General features: G+C 71.4%; 18 protein-coding genes. 8 read left to right on the top strand and 10 right to left on the bottom strand.

Going from position 1 to position 18,791, the window contains the following annotated elements:
* The first annotated feature begins 63 nt into the window (after positions 1-63).
* Positions 64-591, top strand: coding sequence for a low molecular weight protein-tyrosine-phosphatase (locus tag ACTVAJ_RS15275; RefSeq protein WP_470388816.1), 528 nt, complete (start codon positions 64-66; stop codon positions 589-591).
* A 5-nt stretch (positions 592-596) separates the two neighbouring features.
* Complete coding sequence (locus ACTVAJ_RS15270; protein WP_470388815.1) at positions 597-1,541, top strand: fructosamine kinase family protein; 945 nt, start codon at positions 597-599, stop codon at positions 1,539-1,541.
* A gap of 194 nt (positions 1,542-1,735) precedes the next feature.
* On the opposite strand, the gene ACTVAJ_RS15265 is transcribed toward ACTVAJ_RS15270, so the two are convergent.
* The 3 genes from ACTVAJ_RS15265 to ACTVAJ_RS15255 form a co-directional block, all read right to left on the bottom strand.
* Positions 1,736-2,719 carry a carbohydrate ABC transporter permease gene (locus ACTVAJ_RS15265; RefSeq protein WP_470388814.1) on the bottom strand — a complete coding sequence of 328 codons (984 nt, stop codon included), beginning with the start codon at positions 2,717-2,719 and terminating at the stop codon, positions 1,736-1,738.
* Positions 2,716-3,693: a carbohydrate ABC transporter permease gene (locus ACTVAJ_RS15260; RefSeq protein WP_470388813.1), complete on the bottom strand. Its 978-nt coding sequence runs from the start codon at positions 3,691-3,693 to the stop codon at positions 2,716-2,718. Before ACTVAJ_RS15260 ends, ACTVAJ_RS15265 begins: the two co-directional genes overlap by 4 nt.
* Before the next feature lie 105 nt (positions 3,694-3,798).
* On the bottom strand, positions 3,799-5,151 hold the full coding sequence (locus tag ACTVAJ_RS15255) for an ABC transporter substrate-binding protein (protein WP_470388812.1): 1,353 nt from the start codon (positions 5,149-5,151) through the stop codon (positions 3,799-3,801).
* A 196-nt stretch (positions 5,152-5,347) separates the two neighbouring features.
* On the opposite strand from ACTVAJ_RS15255, the gene ACTVAJ_RS15250 reads away from it, so the two are divergent.
* Positions 5,348-6,448: a Gfo/Idh/MocA family oxidoreductase gene (locus ACTVAJ_RS15250; RefSeq protein WP_470388811.1), complete on the top strand. Its 1,101-nt coding sequence runs from the start codon at positions 5,348-5,350 to the stop codon at positions 6,446-6,448.
* Positions 6,449-6,536: 88 nt separating this feature from the next.
* On the opposite strand, the gene ACTVAJ_RS15245 is transcribed toward ACTVAJ_RS15250, so the two are convergent.
* Positions 6,537-7,139 carry a TetR/AcrR family transcriptional regulator gene (locus ACTVAJ_RS15245; protein WP_470388810.1) on the bottom strand — a complete coding sequence of 201 codons (603 nt, stop codon included), beginning with the start codon at positions 7,137-7,139 and terminating at the stop codon, positions 6,537-6,539.
* Between the two features lie 293 nt (positions 7,140-7,432).
* Here ACTVAJ_RS15245 and ACTVAJ_RS15240 point away from each other — a divergent pair, with 293 nt between their 5' ends.
* The 3 genes from ACTVAJ_RS15240 (at position 7,433) to ACTVAJ_RS15230 (ending at position 10,205) form a co-directional block, all read left to right on the top strand.
* Positions 7,433-8,794, top strand: coding sequence for a four-carbon acid sugar kinase family protein (locus ACTVAJ_RS15240; RefSeq protein WP_470388809.1), 1,362 nt, complete (start codon positions 7,433-7,435; stop codon positions 8,792-8,794).
* A gap of 426 nt (positions 8,795-9,220) precedes the next feature.
* A complete protein-coding gene (locus ACTVAJ_RS15235; RefSeq protein ID WP_470388808.1) occupies positions 9,221-9,706 on the top strand; it encodes a hypothetical protein in 486 nt (161 codons plus the stop codon).
* A 235-nt stretch (positions 9,707-9,941) separates the two neighbouring features.
* On the top strand, positions 9,942-10,205 hold the full coding sequence (locus tag ACTVAJ_RS15230; RefSeq protein ID WP_470388807.1) for a hypothetical protein: 264 nt from the start codon (positions 9,942-9,944) through the stop codon (positions 10,203-10,205).
* 114 nt (positions 10,206-10,319) lie between these two features.
* Here the strand turns inward: ACTVAJ_RS15230 and ACTVAJ_RS15225 are convergent, their stop codons facing one another.
* The 5 genes from ACTVAJ_RS15225 to ACTVAJ_RS15205 form a co-directional block, all read right to left on the bottom strand.
* Positions 10,320-11,222, bottom strand: a complete 903-nt coding sequence (locus ACTVAJ_RS15225; RefSeq protein ID WP_470388806.1) for an alpha/beta fold hydrolase — start codon at positions 11,220-11,222, stop codon at positions 10,320-10,322.
* Between the two features lie 56 nt (positions 11,223-11,278).
* Positions 11,279-11,620 (bottom strand): DUF4873 domain-containing protein, encoded by a 342-nt coding sequence (locus tag ACTVAJ_RS15220; RefSeq protein ID WP_470388805.1) that lies wholly within the window; start codon positions 11,618-11,620, stop codon positions 11,279-11,281.
* A 10-nt stretch (positions 11,621-11,630) separates the two neighbouring features.
* On the bottom strand, positions 11,631-13,148 hold the full coding sequence (locus ACTVAJ_RS15215; RefSeq protein WP_470388804.1) for a flavin-containing monooxygenase: 1,518 nt from the start codon (positions 13,146-13,148) through the stop codon (positions 11,631-11,633).
* 236 nt (positions 13,149-13,384) lie between these two features.
* Positions 13,385-14,299: an AurF N-oxygenase family protein gene (locus ACTVAJ_RS15210; RefSeq protein ID WP_470388803.1), complete on the bottom strand. Its 915-nt coding sequence runs from the start codon at positions 14,297-14,299 to the stop codon at positions 13,385-13,387.
* An 11-nt stretch (positions 14,300-14,310) separates the two neighbouring features.
* On the bottom strand, positions 14,311-15,165 hold the full coding sequence (locus ACTVAJ_RS15205; RefSeq protein WP_470388802.1) for an SDR family NAD(P)-dependent oxidoreductase: 855 nt from the start codon (positions 15,163-15,165) through the stop codon (positions 14,311-14,313).
* A 314-nt stretch (positions 15,166-15,479) separates the two neighbouring features.
* On the opposite strand from ACTVAJ_RS15205, the gene ACTVAJ_RS15200 reads away from it, so the two are divergent.
* Complete coding sequence (locus tag ACTVAJ_RS15200; protein WP_470388801.1) at positions 15,480-15,830, top strand: hypothetical protein; 351 nt, start codon at positions 15,480-15,482, stop codon at positions 15,828-15,830.
* Between the two features lie 83 nt (positions 15,831-15,913).
* Positions 15,914-16,705 (top strand): MerR family transcriptional regulator, encoded by a 792-nt coding sequence (locus ACTVAJ_RS15195; RefSeq protein WP_470388800.1) that lies wholly within the window; start codon positions 15,914-15,916, stop codon positions 16,703-16,705.
* A 39-nt stretch (positions 16,706-16,744) separates the two neighbouring features.
* On the opposite strand, the gene ACTVAJ_RS15190 is transcribed toward ACTVAJ_RS15195, so the two are convergent.
* A complete protein-coding gene (locus tag ACTVAJ_RS15190; protein ID WP_470388799.1) occupies positions 16,745-18,616 on the bottom strand; it encodes a GMC oxidoreductase in 1,872 nt (623 codons plus the stop codon).
* Between the last annotated feature and the right edge of the window lie 175 nt (positions 18,617-18,791).

The raw sequence follows: 18,791 nt of genomic DNA, 5'->3' as shown, positions 1-18,791 counted from the left end.
GGCTTCGGGACATCAGGGACGCCGGGCGCGTGAGCTGCGCGGTTTTTCGTTACGGTAAGAGGTATGAGCTTGCCGGAACCGCGTGACCCCGCCGGGCCGTACCGTGTCAGTCTCGTGTGCCTGGGGAACATCTGCCGCTCGCCCATGGCCGAGAAGGTCCTGGCCGCCGATCTCGAACGGGCGGGTCTGGGCGATTCCGTCGTCGTGGACAGCTTCGGAACGGGTGACTGGCACGTGGGCGGGGGGATGGACCCGCGCGCCGCGTCCACCCTGCGCGTCCACGGTTACCTGACCAACCACACGGCCAGGCAGTTCACTCCGACCCTGTTCGCCGAACGGGACCTGGTCCTGGCACTGGACCTGGACAACCTGGAGGACCTGCGCGTGGCCGTGGGCGAGCGGGGCGCGGAGTTCGGCTTCTCCGTCCACCGCCTGCGCCTGTTCCGGTCGTTCGCGCCGGGCTCCGGGCCCAACCCCGAGGTGCCCGACCCGTACTACGGCGGCGACGACGGCTTCACGGCCGTCCTCAGCATGGTGGAGGCCGCCTCCAAGGGCCTGACCGGCGAACTCGTCGTCCGGCTGCGCGGGTAGCGCGGGTGGACGGAGACCCGGTCGTGTGCCCTGTCGGCGGCGGTGACGGTGACGGGGGCCGCGGGGACCGCCGCAGGGATCCGGTCACCGCAACGATGGCCGAACGCCTCACCGCGCTGCTCGGCCGCGGGGTCCGCCGCGCCGCGCGGGCCGGGAACAGCCACGACTGGGAGATCTCCTACGCCGAACTCACCGACGGCACCCGGCTGTTCGTCAAGTCCCTGCCGCGGGGCGCACCGGCCAGCGGGGTGCTCACGGCCGAGGCGCGCGGACTGGAGTGGCTGGGGTGCGGTCTCGGATCACCCGTGATCGACGTCGTGGCCTGGGACGAGCGCATCCTCGTCCTGCCGTGGGTGGCGGAGGGCGAACCCTCCGCCACCGCGGCCGAGCGGCTGGGCCGTCAACTCGCCGGCATGCACCTGACCGGTGCCGACCACTTCGGGGCGGACTGGCCCGGCTACATCGGCCCGCTGCCCATGGACCACACCCCCTCCGCGGACTGGCCGCGCTTCTACGCCGAGCAGCGGCTCCGCCCCTACCTGCGTCAGGCCGTCGACCAGGGCACGTTGACCCCCTCCGACGGCCGGACCGTGGAGCGGGTGGTCGACGCCGTCCCCGCCCTGGCGGGGGCTCCCGAACCCCCGGCCCGCCTGCACGGCGATCTGTGGAACGGCAACGTCATCTGGCGGGACGGGGACGCGGTGCTGGTCGACCCGGCCGCGCACGGCGGTCACCGGGAGGCCGACCTGGCCATGCTCGCGCTGTTCGGACTGCCCTTCCTGGACCGGGTGCGGGACGCCTACAACGAGGTGGCGCCGCTGGCCGACGGCTGGCGCTCCCGGGTGGCGCTGCACCAACTCCACCCGCTCCTGGTGCACGTGTGCCTGTTCGGCGCCGCGTACCGGACCACCGTCCTGGAGGCCGCGCGGGCGGCGCTGCGCGGCGGCTGAGCCGTGCTTGCCTTGGGTTTTCGCTGATGGGCCACCCCAGGGGGGTCCGTTCGGGCGTCGGCAGGGTTCTGCAAGACGAGGCGAGCCGCGTAGCGAGGAACGAGCGATAGACGCCGCCGAGGATGAAGAATCCCTACCTTGAGGGCGCCCGAACACGGGCCGAAGCGAAGCGGAAGCCCAAAACAAACACTGGCTCAGCCCTTGACACTGCCCGCGAGCAGGCCGCGGACGAAGTAGCGCTGGAGGAGGAAGAAGACGGCCAGCGGGACGACCATCGCCACGAAGGCGCCCGCCGTGAGCCGGTGCCAGTCCTCTCCACGGGTTCCCGCCAGATCGGCGAGCTGCACGGTGAGCGGAGCGGTGGCGCTGTCGCCCCCGGTGAAGATGAGCGCGACGAGCAGGTCGTTCCACACCCACAGGAACTGGAAGATCCCCAGTGACACCAGGGCCGGGGTGAGCAGTGGCAGGACGATCCGCAGGAAGATCCTGCCGTGTCCGGCTCCGTCCACCCGGGCCGCGTCGAACAGGGAGCGCGGCAGCTGCGCGATGAAGTTGTGCAGCAGGAAGATCCCCAGCGGCAGACCGAAGATCGTGTGCGCCACCCACACGTTGGTGAACGCCATCGCCCCGGTGAGTTCCCAGGCGGGCAGGATCTGCACCCCTGCCACGCTCACGCCCTGGGAGAAGAACCGCAGGAGCGGTACCAGGGACATCTGGAGCGGGACGATCTGGAGGGCGAAGATCCCCAGGTACACCCAGTCGCGGCCGCGGAAGTCGATCCAGGCGAGCGCGTAGGCGGCGAGCGCGGCCAGGCCCAGGACGAACACCGTCGAGGGCAGGGTGATGACGACGGAGTTGACCAGGTGGCTGGCGAGCCGTCCGTCACCGGCGGAACCGAACAGGACGTCCCGGTAGTTGTCCAGGGTCACCTCCGGGGAGGCCGGGAACGTCCACCATCCGGTGGTCCGGATCTGTTCGGCGGGCCGGAACGAGGAGACGAACAGCCCGGCGGTCGGTACGGTCCAGAGCACGGCGATCACCACCGCCGCGGCGCTGGCCGCCGTTCCGCTCAGTCGGGCGCGTACGCGGGCGGCGGGGCCCTCGCCCCGCGGGGAGGCGGTGCGCTCGGGGGCTTGGTCCGTCGCGCTCCGGGCGGTGGGGGTCGTGGCCTGGGTCATGCGAGCTCCCTCGCCTTGCGCGTGCGTCGGATCTGCACGATCACCAGCGGGATGACCAGGAGGAAGAGGAACACCGCCAGAGCGGAGCCCTGACCGACCTGCCCCTGCTGGAAGGCCTGGCTGTACATCTCGTTGGCGATCACGCTGGTGCCGTAGTTGCCGCCCGTCATGGTGCGGACGATGTCGAAGATCTTCAGGGTCTGCACCGTGATGGTGACGAGCACGACCAGCAGTGTCGGCCACACGCTCGGCAGGGTGATCCGGGTGAACAGCTGCCAGGGGCCCGCGCCGTCGATCCGGGCCGCCTCGACCATCTCCGCCGGGATCGCCTTGATGGCGGCGGACAGGACCACCATGGCGAAGCCCGCCTGGACCCAGATCAGGACCATGATGAGGAGGAAGGTGTTGACCGGCTGTTCCAGCAGCCACAGGCGCGGCTCTCCGCCGAACCACACGATGATCTGGTTGAACAGCCCGTACTGTTCCTGGTCGGCGGGACGGTAGGCGAAGACGAACCGCCAGATGATGCTGGCGCCCACGAAGGAGATCGCCATCGGCATGAAGACGAGGGACTTGGCGACGGGCTCGAACCGTGAGCGGTCGACCAGGACCGCGTAGACGAGACCGATGCCGGTGGCCAGGACGGGGGCGAACAGCACCCAGAGCAGGGTGTTGCGCAGGACGAGCAGGATCTCCGGACGCTGGAACATCCAGACGTAGTTGGCCAGCCCGACGAACTCCGTCCCGGAGCGGTCGTGGAGGGACAGCACGGTGGTGCGCAGCACCGGGTAGACCAGTCCGCCGATGAGCAGGATCAGCGCAGGGGCGAGGAAGGCGGCGGCCTGCCAGCGGTCGCGTCTGGTGCGGGGTACGTCGAGGAGGACGAGCGCCAGGCCGATGACGCCGAGGAAGGCGGCGATCCCGATGAGCATCCACACGATCTTGGGTAGCTCGTCGAGGAACGAGAACTCCATGAAGCCTCTTGTCGGTGCCGGGGCCCGGGATCCGGGCGGCGCCGGATCCCGGGTGGGGGCGGGGAAGTACGGGGGAAACGGCCGGGAGGGCCGTGCCGAGGCGTTCTACCAGGCGGACTCCACGGACTCCAGGACGTCGGTGGTGGGGGTCCCGGTGACCCAGTCGACCATGCCGCTCCAGAACACGTCGGTGCCGACGGCCGAGGGCATGGAGTCGCTCGCGTCGAAGTAGAACACCGTGTCGGGGTCGGTCAGCACCTCCTGGGTGAACTGGTCGGTCGGATCGGTCAGGGTGGAGGGGTCCAGGTCGCGGTGGGCGGACACCCAGGCACCCTCGGAGGCCCGGCTGTCGGCGTAACCGGCCGTGGACAGGTACTCGTGGACGGCGTTGACCTCGGGGCGGTCGCTGAAGGGGACGGCGAACTCGCCGCCTCCCATGACGGGCACCTCGGCGCCCTCCTCGATCGGGGGCAGCACGAACCCGTAGACGTCCCCGTCCTCGGCGATCTCCACGTCCTCGGGGAAGTTGGCGGCGTAGAAGGAGCCCATCAGGTAGAGGCCGCAGCCCTCGTCGAGCAGCGGAAGCCCGGCCTCCTGGAAGGAGGTGACCGCGATGCTGTCCGGTCCGCCGAAGGTGGCGTTGACGTACTCCTCGTTGAGGAGGATGTCGCCGGTCAGGTCGAAGGCCTCCTCGATCTCGGAGGCGTCGAACGGGATGTCGTGGGAGATCCAGTCCTCGTAGACGTCGCCGCCGGAGGTGCGCAGCAGCACGTTCTCGATCCAGTCGGTGCCGGGCCAGCCGGTGGCGTCGCCGGACTCGAAGCCCGCACACCACGGCCTGGTGCCGGAGGCGGAGATGTCCTCGGTGAGGTCCATCATCTCGTCCCAGGTCCGGGGGACCTCGTAGCCGTTCTCGCTGAAGAAGGCGGGGGAGTACCAGACCATCGACTTCATGTTGGCGCCGTAGGGCGAGCCGTACAGCTCTCCGTCGACCGTGGCGTAGCCCCGCCAGTCCTCGCCCCAGCCGTCCTCGACGTTGGCGCGGACGCCGTCGGAGACGGGGAGGGCGTGACCGTCCTCGACGACGCGCTGGAGCAGGCCGGGCTGGGGGATGAGCGCGAGGTCGGGGGCGTTGCCGCCGTCCAGGCGGATGGGCAGCTGGGCCTCGAACTCGCCGCTGCCCTCGTAGTCGATGGCGATCCCGGTGCAGGCGGAGAACTCCTCCCAGGAGCGCCTCATGCGCTCGGCCTCCTCGTCCCTGATGGAGGCGTAGATGGTGACCGTGCCGCCGATGTCGGTCCACTCCTCGTAGGGAGCACAGTCCATACCCGAGGTGTCGGCGGTCCCGTCGCCGCCGCCCTCGCCGCTCAGGTAGCCGCAACCCGAGGCCAGAAGGACCGCGCAGCCCGCCGCCGCGAGCGCGTGGTGCCTCGGTGTTCTGCTCCGTGTGTGTCGCATGGCAGCCCTTCCGTCGTCCGTCCAGGGGATCCGGTGGCGGACGACCGCATCGGTGTGGCGTAGGTCATCTCATGACGATGAAAGTCCTGTCCTTCTGACATGTCCATACCTGTCGCAATTAGTTGCGTAACAATACGAAAACTTGCGACCTGGTCTTGCTGGATTCGGCGTGGTGGCCAGGCCGTAGATTGGGCGCATGTCTGACGCATCCCACCGCCCTGAGCTGGGCACACACGGCGAACCCGACCTGCACGTCGCGCTGGTCGGTTACGGGAAGGGCGGCGAGGTCTTCCACGCGCCGATCATCGACGCGGTTCCGGGGCTGCGCCTGTCCGCCGTGGTCACCAAGGACCCCGAACGCCGTGCGGCGGCCGAGGCCCGCTACCCGGGCGTCACCGTCTACCCGACCGCCGCCGACCTGTGGGCGGACGCGGGCCGGTACGAGGTCGCGGTCGTGACCACCCCCAACCACACCCACGCCCGGCTGGCGAGGGCGGCCCTGGAGGCGGGGCTGGCGGTGGTCGTCGACAAGCCGTTCGCGCTCACCGCGGGCGAGGCACGGGACCTGACCGATCTGGCGGAGCGGCTCGGTCAGGTGCTCACCGTGTACCAGAACCGGCGTTGGGACGCGGACTTCCTGACGCTCTGGCACCTGGTGGAGGAGGGCGCGCTGGGGCGGGTGCACCGGTTCGAGTCGAGGTTCGAGCGCTGGCGTCCCGAAGCCAGGGGGACGTGGCGCGACAGCGGGTCGGTCGCCGACGGAGCCGGGATCCTGTACGACCTCGGGCCGCACCTGATCGACCAGGCGGTCAACCTGTTCGGCCCGGTCGCCTCGGTCTACGCGGAGGTCGACGCCCTGCGTGGCGGGAGCGGGGCGGACGACGACGTGTTCCTCGCCCTCACGCACGGTCGGGGTACCCGTTCCCATCTGTGGATGAGCGCGCTCGCCGCCCAGAACGGGCCGCGCTTCCGGGTGCTCGGTGACGAGGCGGCGTTCACCAGCCACGGTATGGACCGCCAGGAGGAGCGGCTGGGGGCGGGCGAGCGCCCGGACGCGCCGGACTGGGGTGTGCTGCCCGAGGAGGCGTGGGGGATCCTCGGAGCGGGCGGGTGGTCCCGGCGGGTGCCCAGCGCGAAGGGTGCCTACCCGGAGTTCTACGCGGCGGTGCGGGACGCGGTCGGCGAGGGCGAGCCGCTCCCGGTCGACCCGCACGAGGTGATCCACGGCCTGGAGGTCATCGAGGCGGCCCGGCGCAGCGCCGAGACGGGATCGGTCGTGCCGCTGCGGACGCGGTGAGCCGCGGGACGTTCCGGGCGGGGTGCCGTGCACCGGGGTGGCGGGGCGGGGACGGGGGCGGCGGTCGCGGCCTCCGCCGCGCTCGGGGTCAGGTGTCGGCGGGGGTGGTGCCGAGGGCGGTGCGCGTGAAGTCGACGAGGAACTCGCGCAGGCGCTCCTGTTCGGTGTCGCCGGCCGCGTCGGCCCCCAGGACGAGCCGGGCGATCTGCGGCGCGATCTGCGGCCAGACCGCCAGGCCGATCAAGGTGAGCAGCAGTTGGCGGGTGTCGGACACCTCCGTGTCGGCGCTCAGGGCCTCGGAGAGGGAGGCGGCCTTGGCGTCGTAGAGTTCGGCCCGCTCCTCCTCGGCGGGTAGCCGGGCGTTTCCGTAGTGCAGGGACTCCCACAGGAGGAGCCGTAGCAGGTCGGGACGGGCGCGGTGGTAGTCGAAGATACGGGCGACGTAGGCGGCGGGGTCCTGGTCGTCGGTGACGGTCACGGCCTTGGAGAGTTCGTTGAGGGCCTCCACGACCACGTAGCGGAAGAGCTGTTCCTTGTCGCCGAAGTGGGCGTAGATGCGCTGCTTGTTGACCCCGGCGCGTTCGGCGATGCGATCCACGCGCGCACCGGCGATGCCGTGCTCGGCGAACTCGTGCCGCGCGGCCTGGAGGAGGAGGGCGCGGGTGGTCTCGGTGCGTGTGGCGTTGCGCATGGTGACAGGTTAGGCCAACCGGTCGGTTGCCGGAATCGGGGATCGGCGCGTGCGCGGCAGCGGACTCCTGGCGCTGTACGCCTTCGCGCCGTTCCCGGGCGCCGGGCCCGGACCCCGGATCGCCGCGCTCCTGGCGGGTGCGGGGTTCACGGTCGTCGCGCTGGGCGCGGGAGCGCTCCTGGCACGCGGCGCCCCGCCGGCGGCCGACGCCCGAGGTGAGGCCCCGAACGGCGGTCTTTGGCCCTATGTTGGAGGGAAGGTTACCCCAGCGTTTCGTGCGAAGGAGCAGTGCCGTGGCCCAGGTCCTCGTGGTGGCGGACGACCTCACCGGAGCCAACGCCACCGGTGCCCGCTTCGCGCGTACCGGGATGCGCGTGGCCACGGTGACACCCGAGCACGTGAGCCGGGTGGAGGGCGACTACGACGTGGTCGTGGCCAACCTGGACAGCCGTCACGTGCCCGCCGAGCAGTCCGCGGACCTGGTGACCGACGTGGTCGAGGCGGTGTGGCCGGTGGGGCTGGTGGTCAAGCGGACCGACAGCACGCTGCGCGGCAACGTCGGTGCCGAACTGGAGGCCACCTACGACGCCGTGCGTGAGCGGGTGCCCGCCGGAACCCGGGTGCGGGTCCTGTTCACCCCGGCCTTCCCCGGCTCCGGCCGGATCACGGAGGACGGTGTCCAGCTGCTCAACGGCCAACCGCTGGAGCGCACCGACCTCGCCCTGGACCCGCTCAACCCGATGACCACCAGTGTGGTGTCCGACATCCTCGCCGCCCAGACCGACCTGGCGGTGCGGCACGTGCCCGTCCGGCAGATCACGCAGACGATGCTCACCGCCGAGCTCCTCGCGGGCGACGAACCCGTGGTGGTCTGCGACGCGAGCACCGAACAGCACCTGACCGACATCGCCGAGGCCGCCGCCGAGGCGCACCACAGCGAGGGCGTCGTGTGGGTGTCGGCCGACCCGGGACCCACGGGGGCACTGCTGGCCTACGCGCTGCGGCTGCGCGGACAGGCGGGTTCGCGCGGGCCGCTGCTCGGGGTGGCGGGCAGCACGACCGACCTGACGCGCCGCCAGCTCGCCACGGTCGCCCGAACCGGTGCGGTGCGGTTCGTCGACCTGGACGCGGTCGCTCTCAGCGACCCCGAGGGCGACCACGCCGAGGCGGTCGCGGAGGAGCTGGCCGAGCAGCTGTCCTCCTCCGGTTTCCCCGAGCTGTGCGTGCTGCGCGTGGTGACGACCGCCGAGAGCGTACGGGAGCTGCCGATCCAGGACCGGGCGGAGCTGCCCGGGCGGGTCGCGCGGCTGGTGGCCGAGGTCATCCACGACATCGCGGACACCACGGGCGCCCAGGCCCTGCCCAGCGGGCTGTACCTGACCGGGGGCGACCTGACCGCCAGCCTGCTCGACGAGCTGGACGTGCACGCGGTGGACGTGGGCGGTGAGGTGGTTCCGCTGGCGGTGCACGGCCACCTCAGCGGCGGGCCGCTGGACGGGACGCCGCTGGTGGCCAAGGGGGGACTGGTGGGTGATGACATCACCCTGGTCGAGTGCCTGGCCAAGCTGCGCAGAGCCGTCCAGACGCGCCTGCACCAGGTGCACTCGGAGGTGTCGGAGCACGTCGTCCCGATGCTCACGAGGGACCCGGCCTGACGTGCCGGTGGGGTCCACGCCGTCCGCGTGGCTTCGGGTCCCGCCGCCGAGTTCTCCTTCGGTGAATCGTGACCGCGTCCGTCACGCGCGGAACGCCGGCGGACATGTTCCGGATCCTTTCTGCCTTTTCGGCCGCGTCTTTTTTCGGTTCACGGTTCCACATTGGTGCATGTTCCCGATGTGCGGTGGTGGAGTGCGGATCCGCTCCGGGCCCGGCCGCGGTGAAGGCGGTTCGCGCGGCGGCGTCGGCGTGCCGTGGGCGGGAGGGGAGGTTGTGAGGCGGTGCTAGGGTGATCCTCGCATGACAGCAGAAATCAGGCGTCAGGCGCAAAAAGAACTTTCATGTGTGGGGCCTCCGTGCTCTGCCCGCAACGGGGGCGCATCCCCGAAAAAAAGAAAACCAAAAAAGAAGAAAGAATTCCTATCGTGCATATTCCCCTCGCGCGTCTCGGTAGGCGCACGGCGGTCGCGCTCTCCCTCACCGCGGCCGCGTTGTTCGCGGCGATCACCCCCGCCTCGGCCCACAGCTCGTCCGACCTCGGCTCGATCGCCTACTCCAGTGACGGTTGCGGCTGGAGCAGCGGCGGATACACCGTGCTGGACTCCCAACCCGTCCGCACCGCCGCCGGAACCACCGTCGGCAGGGTGTACCTGCTGTGGAACGGCACGCCGGGCGAGAACTGCGTGGTCACCCTGAAGGGCTCCGGCACCCACGGATCCCCGCACTACACCCAGGCCATCCTCGACGTGCAGGGCCAGGGCACCTACACCGACGCGGGCTACTACTCGCACTTCGCCGCGGTGGCCGCCCCGGCTCGTGACAGGTGCGTGTCCTTCGTCGGCAGCATCCAGCACCCCACCGGTGGTTTCGCCGGCGGCGGACGCGAGGCCTACGGGTTCTGCGGCGGATGACCCGCGCACCACACCACCGGCACGCCTTGCGAGAACGAACGGGCACCTGCGTGAGGACCCCCCTCAAGCGAGGCGCCAGGCACATCGCCGTGGCTCTGCCCTGGCCCTCGCGGCCCTGACGGCCGCCGTCGCCCCCGCGTCGGCGCACACCTCGTCCGACCTGGGCGGCATCGCCGCCTCGTCGGCCGGGTGCAAGTGGTCCAGCGGCGGCTACAACGGCGCCAGGGTCGGCACGGTGTACCTGCTGCGGAGCGACACCCACGCCCAGAACCGCGTGGTGACCATCAAGAGCTCCGCCCACGTGACGCCCACGCGGACCGAGGCGATCCTCCGCGTCCGGACCTCCACCGGAGGGGTCGCCTACTACAACGACTACTCCCACGACGCGACCATCGCGCACAGCGCCGGCGGCAGGTGCCTCGCCTTCTACGGGACCGTGGTGACCACGGGCGGGGACCGGGGCCACGGCGGCCGGGACGCCTGGGGCGACTGCGGCTGATTCCGCATGCGGGCCCGGGGGCCGATCCCGGGCCCGACCGGTGGGCACGGTCCCGTCGGCGGGGCCCGGGAGGCTCGCACGCGCCCCCCGGGCCCGCCGTCCCGGAACTCGGGTTCACGCTCCGGGCAGTTCCGCGCCCAGGTGGTCCACCGCCAGCTTCTCCAGCAGTTCGGCGAGTACCTCCGGAGCCTCCAACGGCCCCATGTGCCCGATCCCGGGCACCTCCACCACGGGCCCCTCCGCGCCCGGGACGAGACCGACCATGTGGTGCGCGTGCCACGGCGGCGTGAACTTGTCCTCGCCCCCGGCCACGACGACGGTCGGCGCGGTGATCGCGCGGGCGGACTCCTCCAGCTCCAGGGTGGCCAGCACCGCGCCCCACCGGCCGCGCGCCACGGGCTCGCACGCGTGCACCATGCGGGCGGTGAGCCGCCTGGCCCGGCGGTCCGCCTTCCTCCCGAGGACCAGGTAGGCCAGCGCGGCCGCCGTGGCCGGGCTGGCCGGACCCATGGGCAGGGTGGTGCGCAGGAACGCCTGGGCACCCAGGTCGCTGAGCACACCGGGCAGCGGGAAGGCCGTGGAGTGCCTGACCAGCTCCGTGCACCCGGTGTTGGTGAGCAGGACGGCGGCCGCGCGGTCCGCGAACACCGGGCGCGGCCCGGCGGCCATGACGGTCATCCCGCCGATGCTGTGCCCGGCCACCACCGCCTTCCGCCCCTCGGGGACGGTCGCCTCCAGGACGGCGCACAGGTCGTCGGCGAGTTGGTCCGTGCCGTATCCGGCCTTCGTGAGGGGGGTCTGGCTGCGCCCGTGTCCGCGCTGGTCGTACAGCACCACGCGCAGACCGGAGTCGAGCGCGCGCACCACCGGCCCCCAGGACGCCACGGACGTGGCCCAGCAGTGGGCGAGGACCACGGTCGGGCCCTCCTCGGGGCCGCGCACCTCGACGTGCAGTCGGGTGTGGTCGGCGGAGCGCACGGTGAGTTCCCGGGCCTGGCCCAGGTGTCGGGTCGCCATCGGGGTACACCTCTCGGTCGGGGGTCGGGGGTCGGGGAGGGGAAAGGGGTATCGGGTCAGTCGTCGATGGTGACGTCCGGGACCGCGAAGGGCGGCCTGCCCGCTCCGCTGATCGGGTGCCCGCCCCACAGGTTGGGCCCGTCCAGGTCGCCGGTGCCCTCGAATCCGTCCGGGGTCCGGACCCGGACGGTGCGCACCCCGCTCTCGAAGGCCGCGGTCACGCCCGGGTGGGCGGCCAACCGCCCCTTCCACCGGTAGTCGCCGGTCAGCGGGGAGAAATGGCCCGCCAGGTGGGCGTCGACCTCGACGGCGGACCCACCGCTTCCGTCGCCGTCGTCCGGTAGGACGATGGACACCGGCCCCCGGTACTCCTCTTCCTCGTCACCGAAGCCGCTCATCCTCGCCTCCTCACGCCGGAACGGGGGCCGTGCGGGACCGGCGGGCGCGGTCCAGCCGCAGATCGTAGTTGTGCGGGTCGAACCACCGCGTCCGCAGCGCGTAGCTCCAGGTGAAGGACGGCCACAGGGTCGTGTTGCGGCCCTCCTCGTTGAGGTACCAGCTGTCACAGCCGCCGGACACCCACACGGTGCCCTCCATCGCCTTGGCGAGCATGTCGTTGTAGGCGCGCTGGGCCTCGGGGCGGGGCTCCAGCCGGTCGATCCGGTTGCGGCACACGTACTTGAGCGCCTGCATCGTGTACCGGATCTGGGCCTCGATCATGAACACCTGCGAGGTGTGCCCGAGGCCGGTGTTGGGCCCGGCGAGCACGAACGCGTTGGGGAACCCGGAGACGGTGGTGCCGCGGAACGCCTGGGCCGTGGTGCCCCAGCGCTCGGCGAGGGACACCCCGTCGGAGTCGAACATCCGCTGGGCGATCGGCGGGTCGGTGACGTGGAAACCCGTGCCGAGGATGATCGTGTCGACCTCGTGCTCGGTCTCGCGGCCGGACGCGTCGCGGGTGACGACCGCGTTCGACCTCACCTCGACGATCCCGTCGGTCACGACGTCCACGTTGGGCCGGGCCAGCGCGGGGTAGTAGTCGTTGGACATCAGGATGCGCTTGCAGCCCGCCCGGAAGTCCGGCGTGAGCTTGGCGCGCAGCCCCGGGTCCTTGACGGAGCGGTTGATGTTGGCCCGGCCGAGCCGTTCCACGACCCCGAGCAGCCGGGGGTTCTTGGCGAAGCCGAACACGTAGTTCTCCCGGCCCCAGTAGATGGCCTTGCGCGCGACCTGCTGGGTGACCGGGAGGTTGCGGTACAGCCAGCTCTCGACCTTGGTGATGTCGCGGTCGTGGCGGAACATCACCCACGGGGCGGTCCGCTGGAAGAGGGAGAGCGAACCGACCTTCGGCTGGATCCGCGGGACGAACTGGATCGCCGACGCCCCGGTGCCGATCACGGCCACCCGGCGGCCGGTCAGGTCGAGGTCGTGGTCCCACTCCGCCGAGTGGAAGAGGGCGCCCTCGAACGAGTCCAGGCCCTTGATGTCGGGGTAGGACGGGTCGGCGAGCGGTCCGGCGGCGCTGACGAGGAACTGCGCGGTCACGGTGCCGCCGGTCGTCTCGATCCGCCACCGGTTGCGCCGCGGCTCCCAGTGCGCGGCCGTCACGTCGTGCCCGTAGCGGACGTGGCGGTCGACGCCGTACTCGCCCGCGACCCGCTTCAGGTACTCCCAGATCTCCGGCTGCGGGGAGAACGAACGGCTCCACCCGGGGTTGGGCGCGAAGGAGAAGGAGTACAGGTGCGAGGGGACGTCGCAGGCGGCACCGGGATAGGAGTTGTCCCGCCACGTGCCGCCGACGTCGTCGGCGCGTTCCAGGACCACGAAGTCGGTCAGACCCGCCTGCCTGAGGCGGACGGCCATGCCGATCCCGGCGAAGCCGGTCCCGATGACGGCCACCCGGAAGTGCGGTGGTTCTTCGGTCACGTTCAGGTCCCTTCGTGCGAACCGGACCGGCCCTGCTGCCGGGTCGGGGAGTCGAGCCCCCCGGGAGCGTGGCGCGTTTCGCCCCCGGGGGAGTGCGGGCCCCGGGGACGCGGCGCGGTTCGCCCCCGGGGAGTGCGGCTCCCGGGGACGCGGCGCGGTTCGCCCCCGGGAGGTGGGAGCCGGAGCCGGAGGGCGTGGCGCGTTTCGCCCTCCGGCCCCGGCGTTCGTGGGCCCGGTCAGCGACCGAGCAGTCCGGCCTTCCTCCAGAAGTGCCTTCCGAGGCCGGAGATGGCGCCGGCGGTGGTCAGGGTCCCGACGACCTTCCGGGCCGCCCAGGTCTTGGTGTCGATCCAGTTCGGGTTGGCCCTGGCGACCCGGTAGGCCTCCTTGGGGTCCAGCCCGACCTGCTCGTAGACCTTCGGGTTGATCAGCCGCGTGGCGGAGTAGTAGGTGACCAGGCCGAGGATGAGGCGGCTGTAGGCCCTGTTGACGGGACCGCGCTGCGCCCAGTCGCGGGCGAACTCCTCGCGGGCGTAGCGCATGTGCCGCGCCTCCTCCACCACGTGGATCCGGGAGACGGAGCGCACCAGGGGCAGGACCTGCTCGTCCGGGACGGCCTCACGCTGGAGCTGGTCGAGGACCTCCTCGACGAACAGCGCGCCCGCGAAGATCAGCGGCCCGTGTGCGATCGCCTTGAACACCCTTCCCAGGTGGTAGGCGACCGGGTCGAGCCGGTGGGTGTGCCAGCCGAGCTTGCCCACCATCCTGGCGAACATGACGGTGTGGCGGCACTCGTCGGCGATCTCGGTGTAGGCGTACTGGACGTGGTTGGTGGTCGGGTCGTTGCGGTAGGCGTGCCGTACCAGCATCTGCATGAGGATGGTCTCGAACCAGATGCCGATGGTGGCGACGGAGGCGATCTCCAGCCGGCTGAGCTCCTTGCGCTTCTCGTCGCTGAGCTGGTCCCACAGCGGCGTCCCGTAGAGGGAGATGCGCTCGGGGCGGATGGCCCACATGTCGGGGTCGACGGGGGCGTCCCAGTCGATCTCGACGAGCGGGTCGAACGAGGCCTTGGCCGAACCGCGCAGCAGGCGCTTGGCGATGTCCTCGCGGTCGGTGAGCTTCGGCTTGACGGGTGTTGGTGTGGTCATCTCGTTCCTCCTCAGGACGCGTTCGGCCGGGGGCTGGCGCCGCGGTGCCGGGTGTGGATTCCCTGGGCGATCTCCGCGTCCGCGAAGGCGCCGTCCGCGAGGAGCAGGCCCAACTGGAGCGACACGACCTGTTCGGTCGTACCAGGGAAGTGCCGGGTCAGGTGCAGCGCGACCGTGCCGAGGCCGGTGGAGGCCACGTCTCGCGGGGCCCGCCTGGCTCCGGCGGCCCGGATCACCGACATGACGGTGTCCCGTTCCCGTTCGGCGGGGACGAGGCCGTCCAGTGCGACACCGGTGGACCGGGAGCTGTCGTGGATGGGTGTGTCGACGTAGCCGGGGTAGACGGTGCTGACCCCCACGTGGGTGCCGTACTCCGCCCGGAGGCAGTCGGCGTAGGCGGCGAGTGCCCGCTTGGAGACCGTGTAGGCCCCGGCGAAGGGCAGTTGGAGGTTGGCCAGCAGGGACGAGGTGAGCACGACCCGCCCCCTGTTCTCCACCAGGGCCGGCATGGCGGCGGAGGTGACCCGCCAGGCGCCGAGCAGGTTGACCTCCAGGGCCTGGTGCACGTGGACGTCGGGGGCCCCGCCGATGTCGACCGCCGGACCGACACCCGCGTAGTGGATCAGCAGGTCGAGCCGTCCGCCGAGCTGTTCGACGGCTTCGGCGACCGAGGAGCGGACCTGTTCGTCGTCGGTGATGTCGCAGCCGATGACTCCGGGGGCGGGCTTGCGGTCGAGGCCGACGACGTTCACCCCGAGGTGACGGAGGACGGCCACGGTGGCGCTGCCGAACGCTCCGGAGGCGCCGGTGACGATGGCGTTCTGTCCGGGGAGCCGTCGCAGATGGCGCGGCAGGGGGGTCGTCATGTGATCTCCTCCACAGTCATTGCCGGAACGTTACAACGGGCATTGTCACAATGCAATGGGGTGAGACGGGAAATTTACTTGCGAGTAGCTTCGGGGTGGAGCGGGAGGATCCACGGGGTCGGACGGGCTCCGGTCCGGTGGCGCGGGGGTGCCCGCCCCTCCGGGGCCGTCGTGTCCGGGCGGAACGAGGGCCCGGGACCACGCTGCTCGCCGGGGAACGGGATTTCTCGGATTCTCCGGACACGGACCCCTACCCTCGGTTACGGTTGCTGTCCGAGCGAGCCAACAGCACGGTCGGTGAAGGGGGTGGTCGCATGACGGCGCAGCGCACCAAGCGGAAGCGGGGGGAGGCCGACGCCGGACCCGACCGGGTCCACCACCGGGTGGTGGACCTGCGCACCGACGCCCTCCGCACGCCCACCAGCGGCCTGTGCCGCGGGCACGGGACCGCCGTGGTGGAGGATCCGGCCCCGGCCGGGACGGCCCGTGGCGGGGTGGCCGGAGACCGGGGCACGCGGGTGTCGAAGCCGCGGGGAGCCGGACGTGAGCCCCGCACCACCGGTCCCGGCCGCCGGGCCCGGGCGGGGCGGGCCGGTGGCGCGCGGTCGGGTCAGCGGAAGGGAACGGGAGACCGTCGTCAGGAGACCCGGCTCACGTTCTGGTGACGCCGTCACGGACCTTCCGGACGGAAACGTTCGTGATGCTGATATCCGGCTATGGAGTCAGCGACGGTCTCTACGCTTGACCCATGGCCGAATACCGCATTGACGAACTCGCCCGGCTCGCCGACACGACGGTGCGCAACGTCCGGGTCTACCAGGACCGGGGGTTGCTCGCACCACCCCGCAAACAGGGGCGCGTGGGTATCTACTCGGAGGCGCATCTGGCCCGCCTGCGGCTGATCGGCCAGCTGCTGCGGCGCGGGTACACGTTCGCCAACATCGGCGAGATGTTCGCGGTCTGGGAGCGCGGCGGCAGCCTCTCCGACATCCTCGGCTTCGAGTCGGCCGTCGGGGACGCCTGGAGCGACGAGATCGCCGACTACGTCACCGTGGGAGAGCTGCGCGACCTCTTCGGCAAGGGTGTGACGCCCAGAACGATAAAGCGGGCCGTCGACCTGCGGGTGATCGAGCGCGACGGCCTGCGCTTCCGGGCCCCGAGCCCGCGCCTGCTGCACGCCGGGGCCGAGCTGGTCCGGATGGGGATGAGCGTGGACTCGGTGCTTGACATAGCGGAGAACCTGCGTGCCAAGGTCGGCGACGTCGCCGACCACATGGTCCGCCTGGTCGCCGAGCACATACTGGCCGAGTACGCGCCGCTGACGGTGATACAGACCGGCAGCGAGGAGGTCACGGAGATCGCCGAGCTGATCCGCCGACTGCGCCCGCTCGCCCAGCAGGCCGTGGACGCGGTCCTGGCCCAGGAGATGGCGGAGAAGATGAACGACGTGATGGGCGAGCACTTCGCCCTGGCGATGGAACACCTGCGCGGCGAGCCGAGCACCCACCCCAAGGAGGACGGCCCCGCGGGGCCCGCCTGAGCGGGGCCCGCGGGGACGGCCGGAGGGCGGAGCCGCCCCTCAGGCGCCGCCCTCGCCCTCGGGGCCGACACCCTCCAGGGGAGCGCTCCGGTCGGGCGCCGAACCGCCGCCCCCGTCCGCCACCGACAGCGGCAGCGGGGTGGTGTAGCGCAGCTCGGCGAAGGCGCCGGCCGGGACCGCGGGCGCGTGCGGGAACACCGGCCGCAGCCGCCGGTACGTCGCCCCCTGCTCGGGCCGGGAGTCCTCCTCGCCCCGGTTCGGCCACAGCGACATGGCGCGCTCGGCCTGGGCGGTGATGGTCAGCGACGGGTTCACCCCGAGGTTGGCGGTGACCGCCGCGCCGTCCACGACGTGGATCCCCGGGTGGCCGTACAGCCGGTGGTAGGGGTCGATCACGCCGGTGTCCGGGCCGTCCCCGATCGGGCAGCCGCCCAGGAAGTGCGCGGTCATCGGGATGTTGGCCACGTCGCCGATGGTGCCGCCCGCGTAGCCGTCGATCCGCTCGGCGAGCCGGGAGGCCGCCTCCTCGCCCTCCGGGATCCAGGTCGGGTTCGGCTCCCCGTGGCCCTGCCGCGAGGTCAGCTTCTTCGCGCCGCCGAACAGGCCGCGCCTGACCGAGGTCGTGAGCGAGTTGTCCAGGGACTGCATGACCAGGCCGATGATGATCCGTTCCGACCAGCGCCGGTTGGAGAGGCTGCGCGCGAAGACGTAGGGGTGGCGCGCGGCCCGGCCCAGGAAGCGCAGCCAGCGCGGCAGCCGTCCGCCGCCCGGCACCTGGATCGTGGTGAGCAGGCCCATCGCGTTGGAGCCCCTGCCGTAGCGGACCGGTTCGATGTGGGTGTTCTCGTTGGGGTGGATGGAGGAGGTGATCGCCACCCCCCGGGTCAGGTCCTCGGGCGGCGGCACGTGGCGGCTCATCGCGCCCACGAGTGCCTCGGAGTTGGTCCGGGTCAGGGTTCCGAGCCTGGCGGACAGGCGGGGCAGCAGGCCGGAGTCGCGCATCCGGTGCAGGAGGGTCTGCGTGTTGTACGTCCCCGCGGCCACCACGACCTGTCCGGCGGTGAACGTGCGGGCGTTCTCCCTCCGGCGCGGGGCGTCGGTGCGGACGGTGTCGACGGCGAAGCCGCCGCCGGGCAGCTCCCGCAGGCGCTCGACGGTGGTCAGCGGGTGGACCTCGGCGCCCGCGCGTTCGGCGAAGTACAGGTAGTTCTCGGTGAGCGTGTTCTTCGCGCCGTGGCGGCAGCCGGTCATGCACTCGCCGCACTCCCTGCACGCCCGCCGTTCGGGGCCCGCGCCGCCGAAGTAGGGGTCGCCGACGGACTCGCCGGGCGCGGCCTTGTTGCCGTCGCCGTCCTCACCGTCGCCGAAGCACACGCCGACGGGGGTCAGCCGGAAGGTGTGGCCCACGCCCATCTCCTCGGCGACCGCCCTCAGGTGGACGTCGGAGGGGGTGACGGTGGGGTTGGTGCGCACCCCGAGCATGCGCCGGGCCTGGTCGTAGAAGGGTGCGAGCTCCGACTTCCAGTCGGTGATGTGCCGCCACTGCGGGTCCTCGAAGAACGCGTCCATCGGGTGGTAGAGCGTGTTCGCGTAGTTGAGCGAACCGCCGCCGACCCCGGCCCCGGCGAGGATCATGACGTCGCGCAGCAGGTGGATGCGCTGGATGCCGTACATGCCCAGCTGTGGTGCCCAGAGGAAGTTGCGCACGTCCCAGGAGGACGACGGCAGGGTCTTGGGGGTGAAACGGCGTCCGGCCTCCAGAACGCCGACGCGGTACCCCTTCTCGGTGAGGCGGAGGGCGCTCACCGAACCACCGAAACCGGAACCGACCACGACGACGTCGTAGTCGTGCTGGTCCGTGGTGTTCTCGGGGGGCTGTGCGGGCGGTGGTGCGTTGCGCTCTGCGGACACTGAGGCCTCTTTCGGTTCGGGTGTCGCGATCCCGTAGTGCGCCGGATACGAGTCTGCAACATCGAATACGCCATCTGGAAATGTGACATTTTCTATTGTAACGTTCGTCACTACCGCCGAGTAGGGTGTGTTCCATGTAACACGCGAGGCGCGCGTCGGCGCAACACACGTTCCC

The sequence above is a fragment of the Nocardiopsis sp. KDC1DS13DA1 genome (assembly GCF_055632325.1).
The sequence above is the reverse complement of the archived record's forward strand: the minus strand, read 5'-3'. Positions and strand labels throughout refer to the sequence as shown.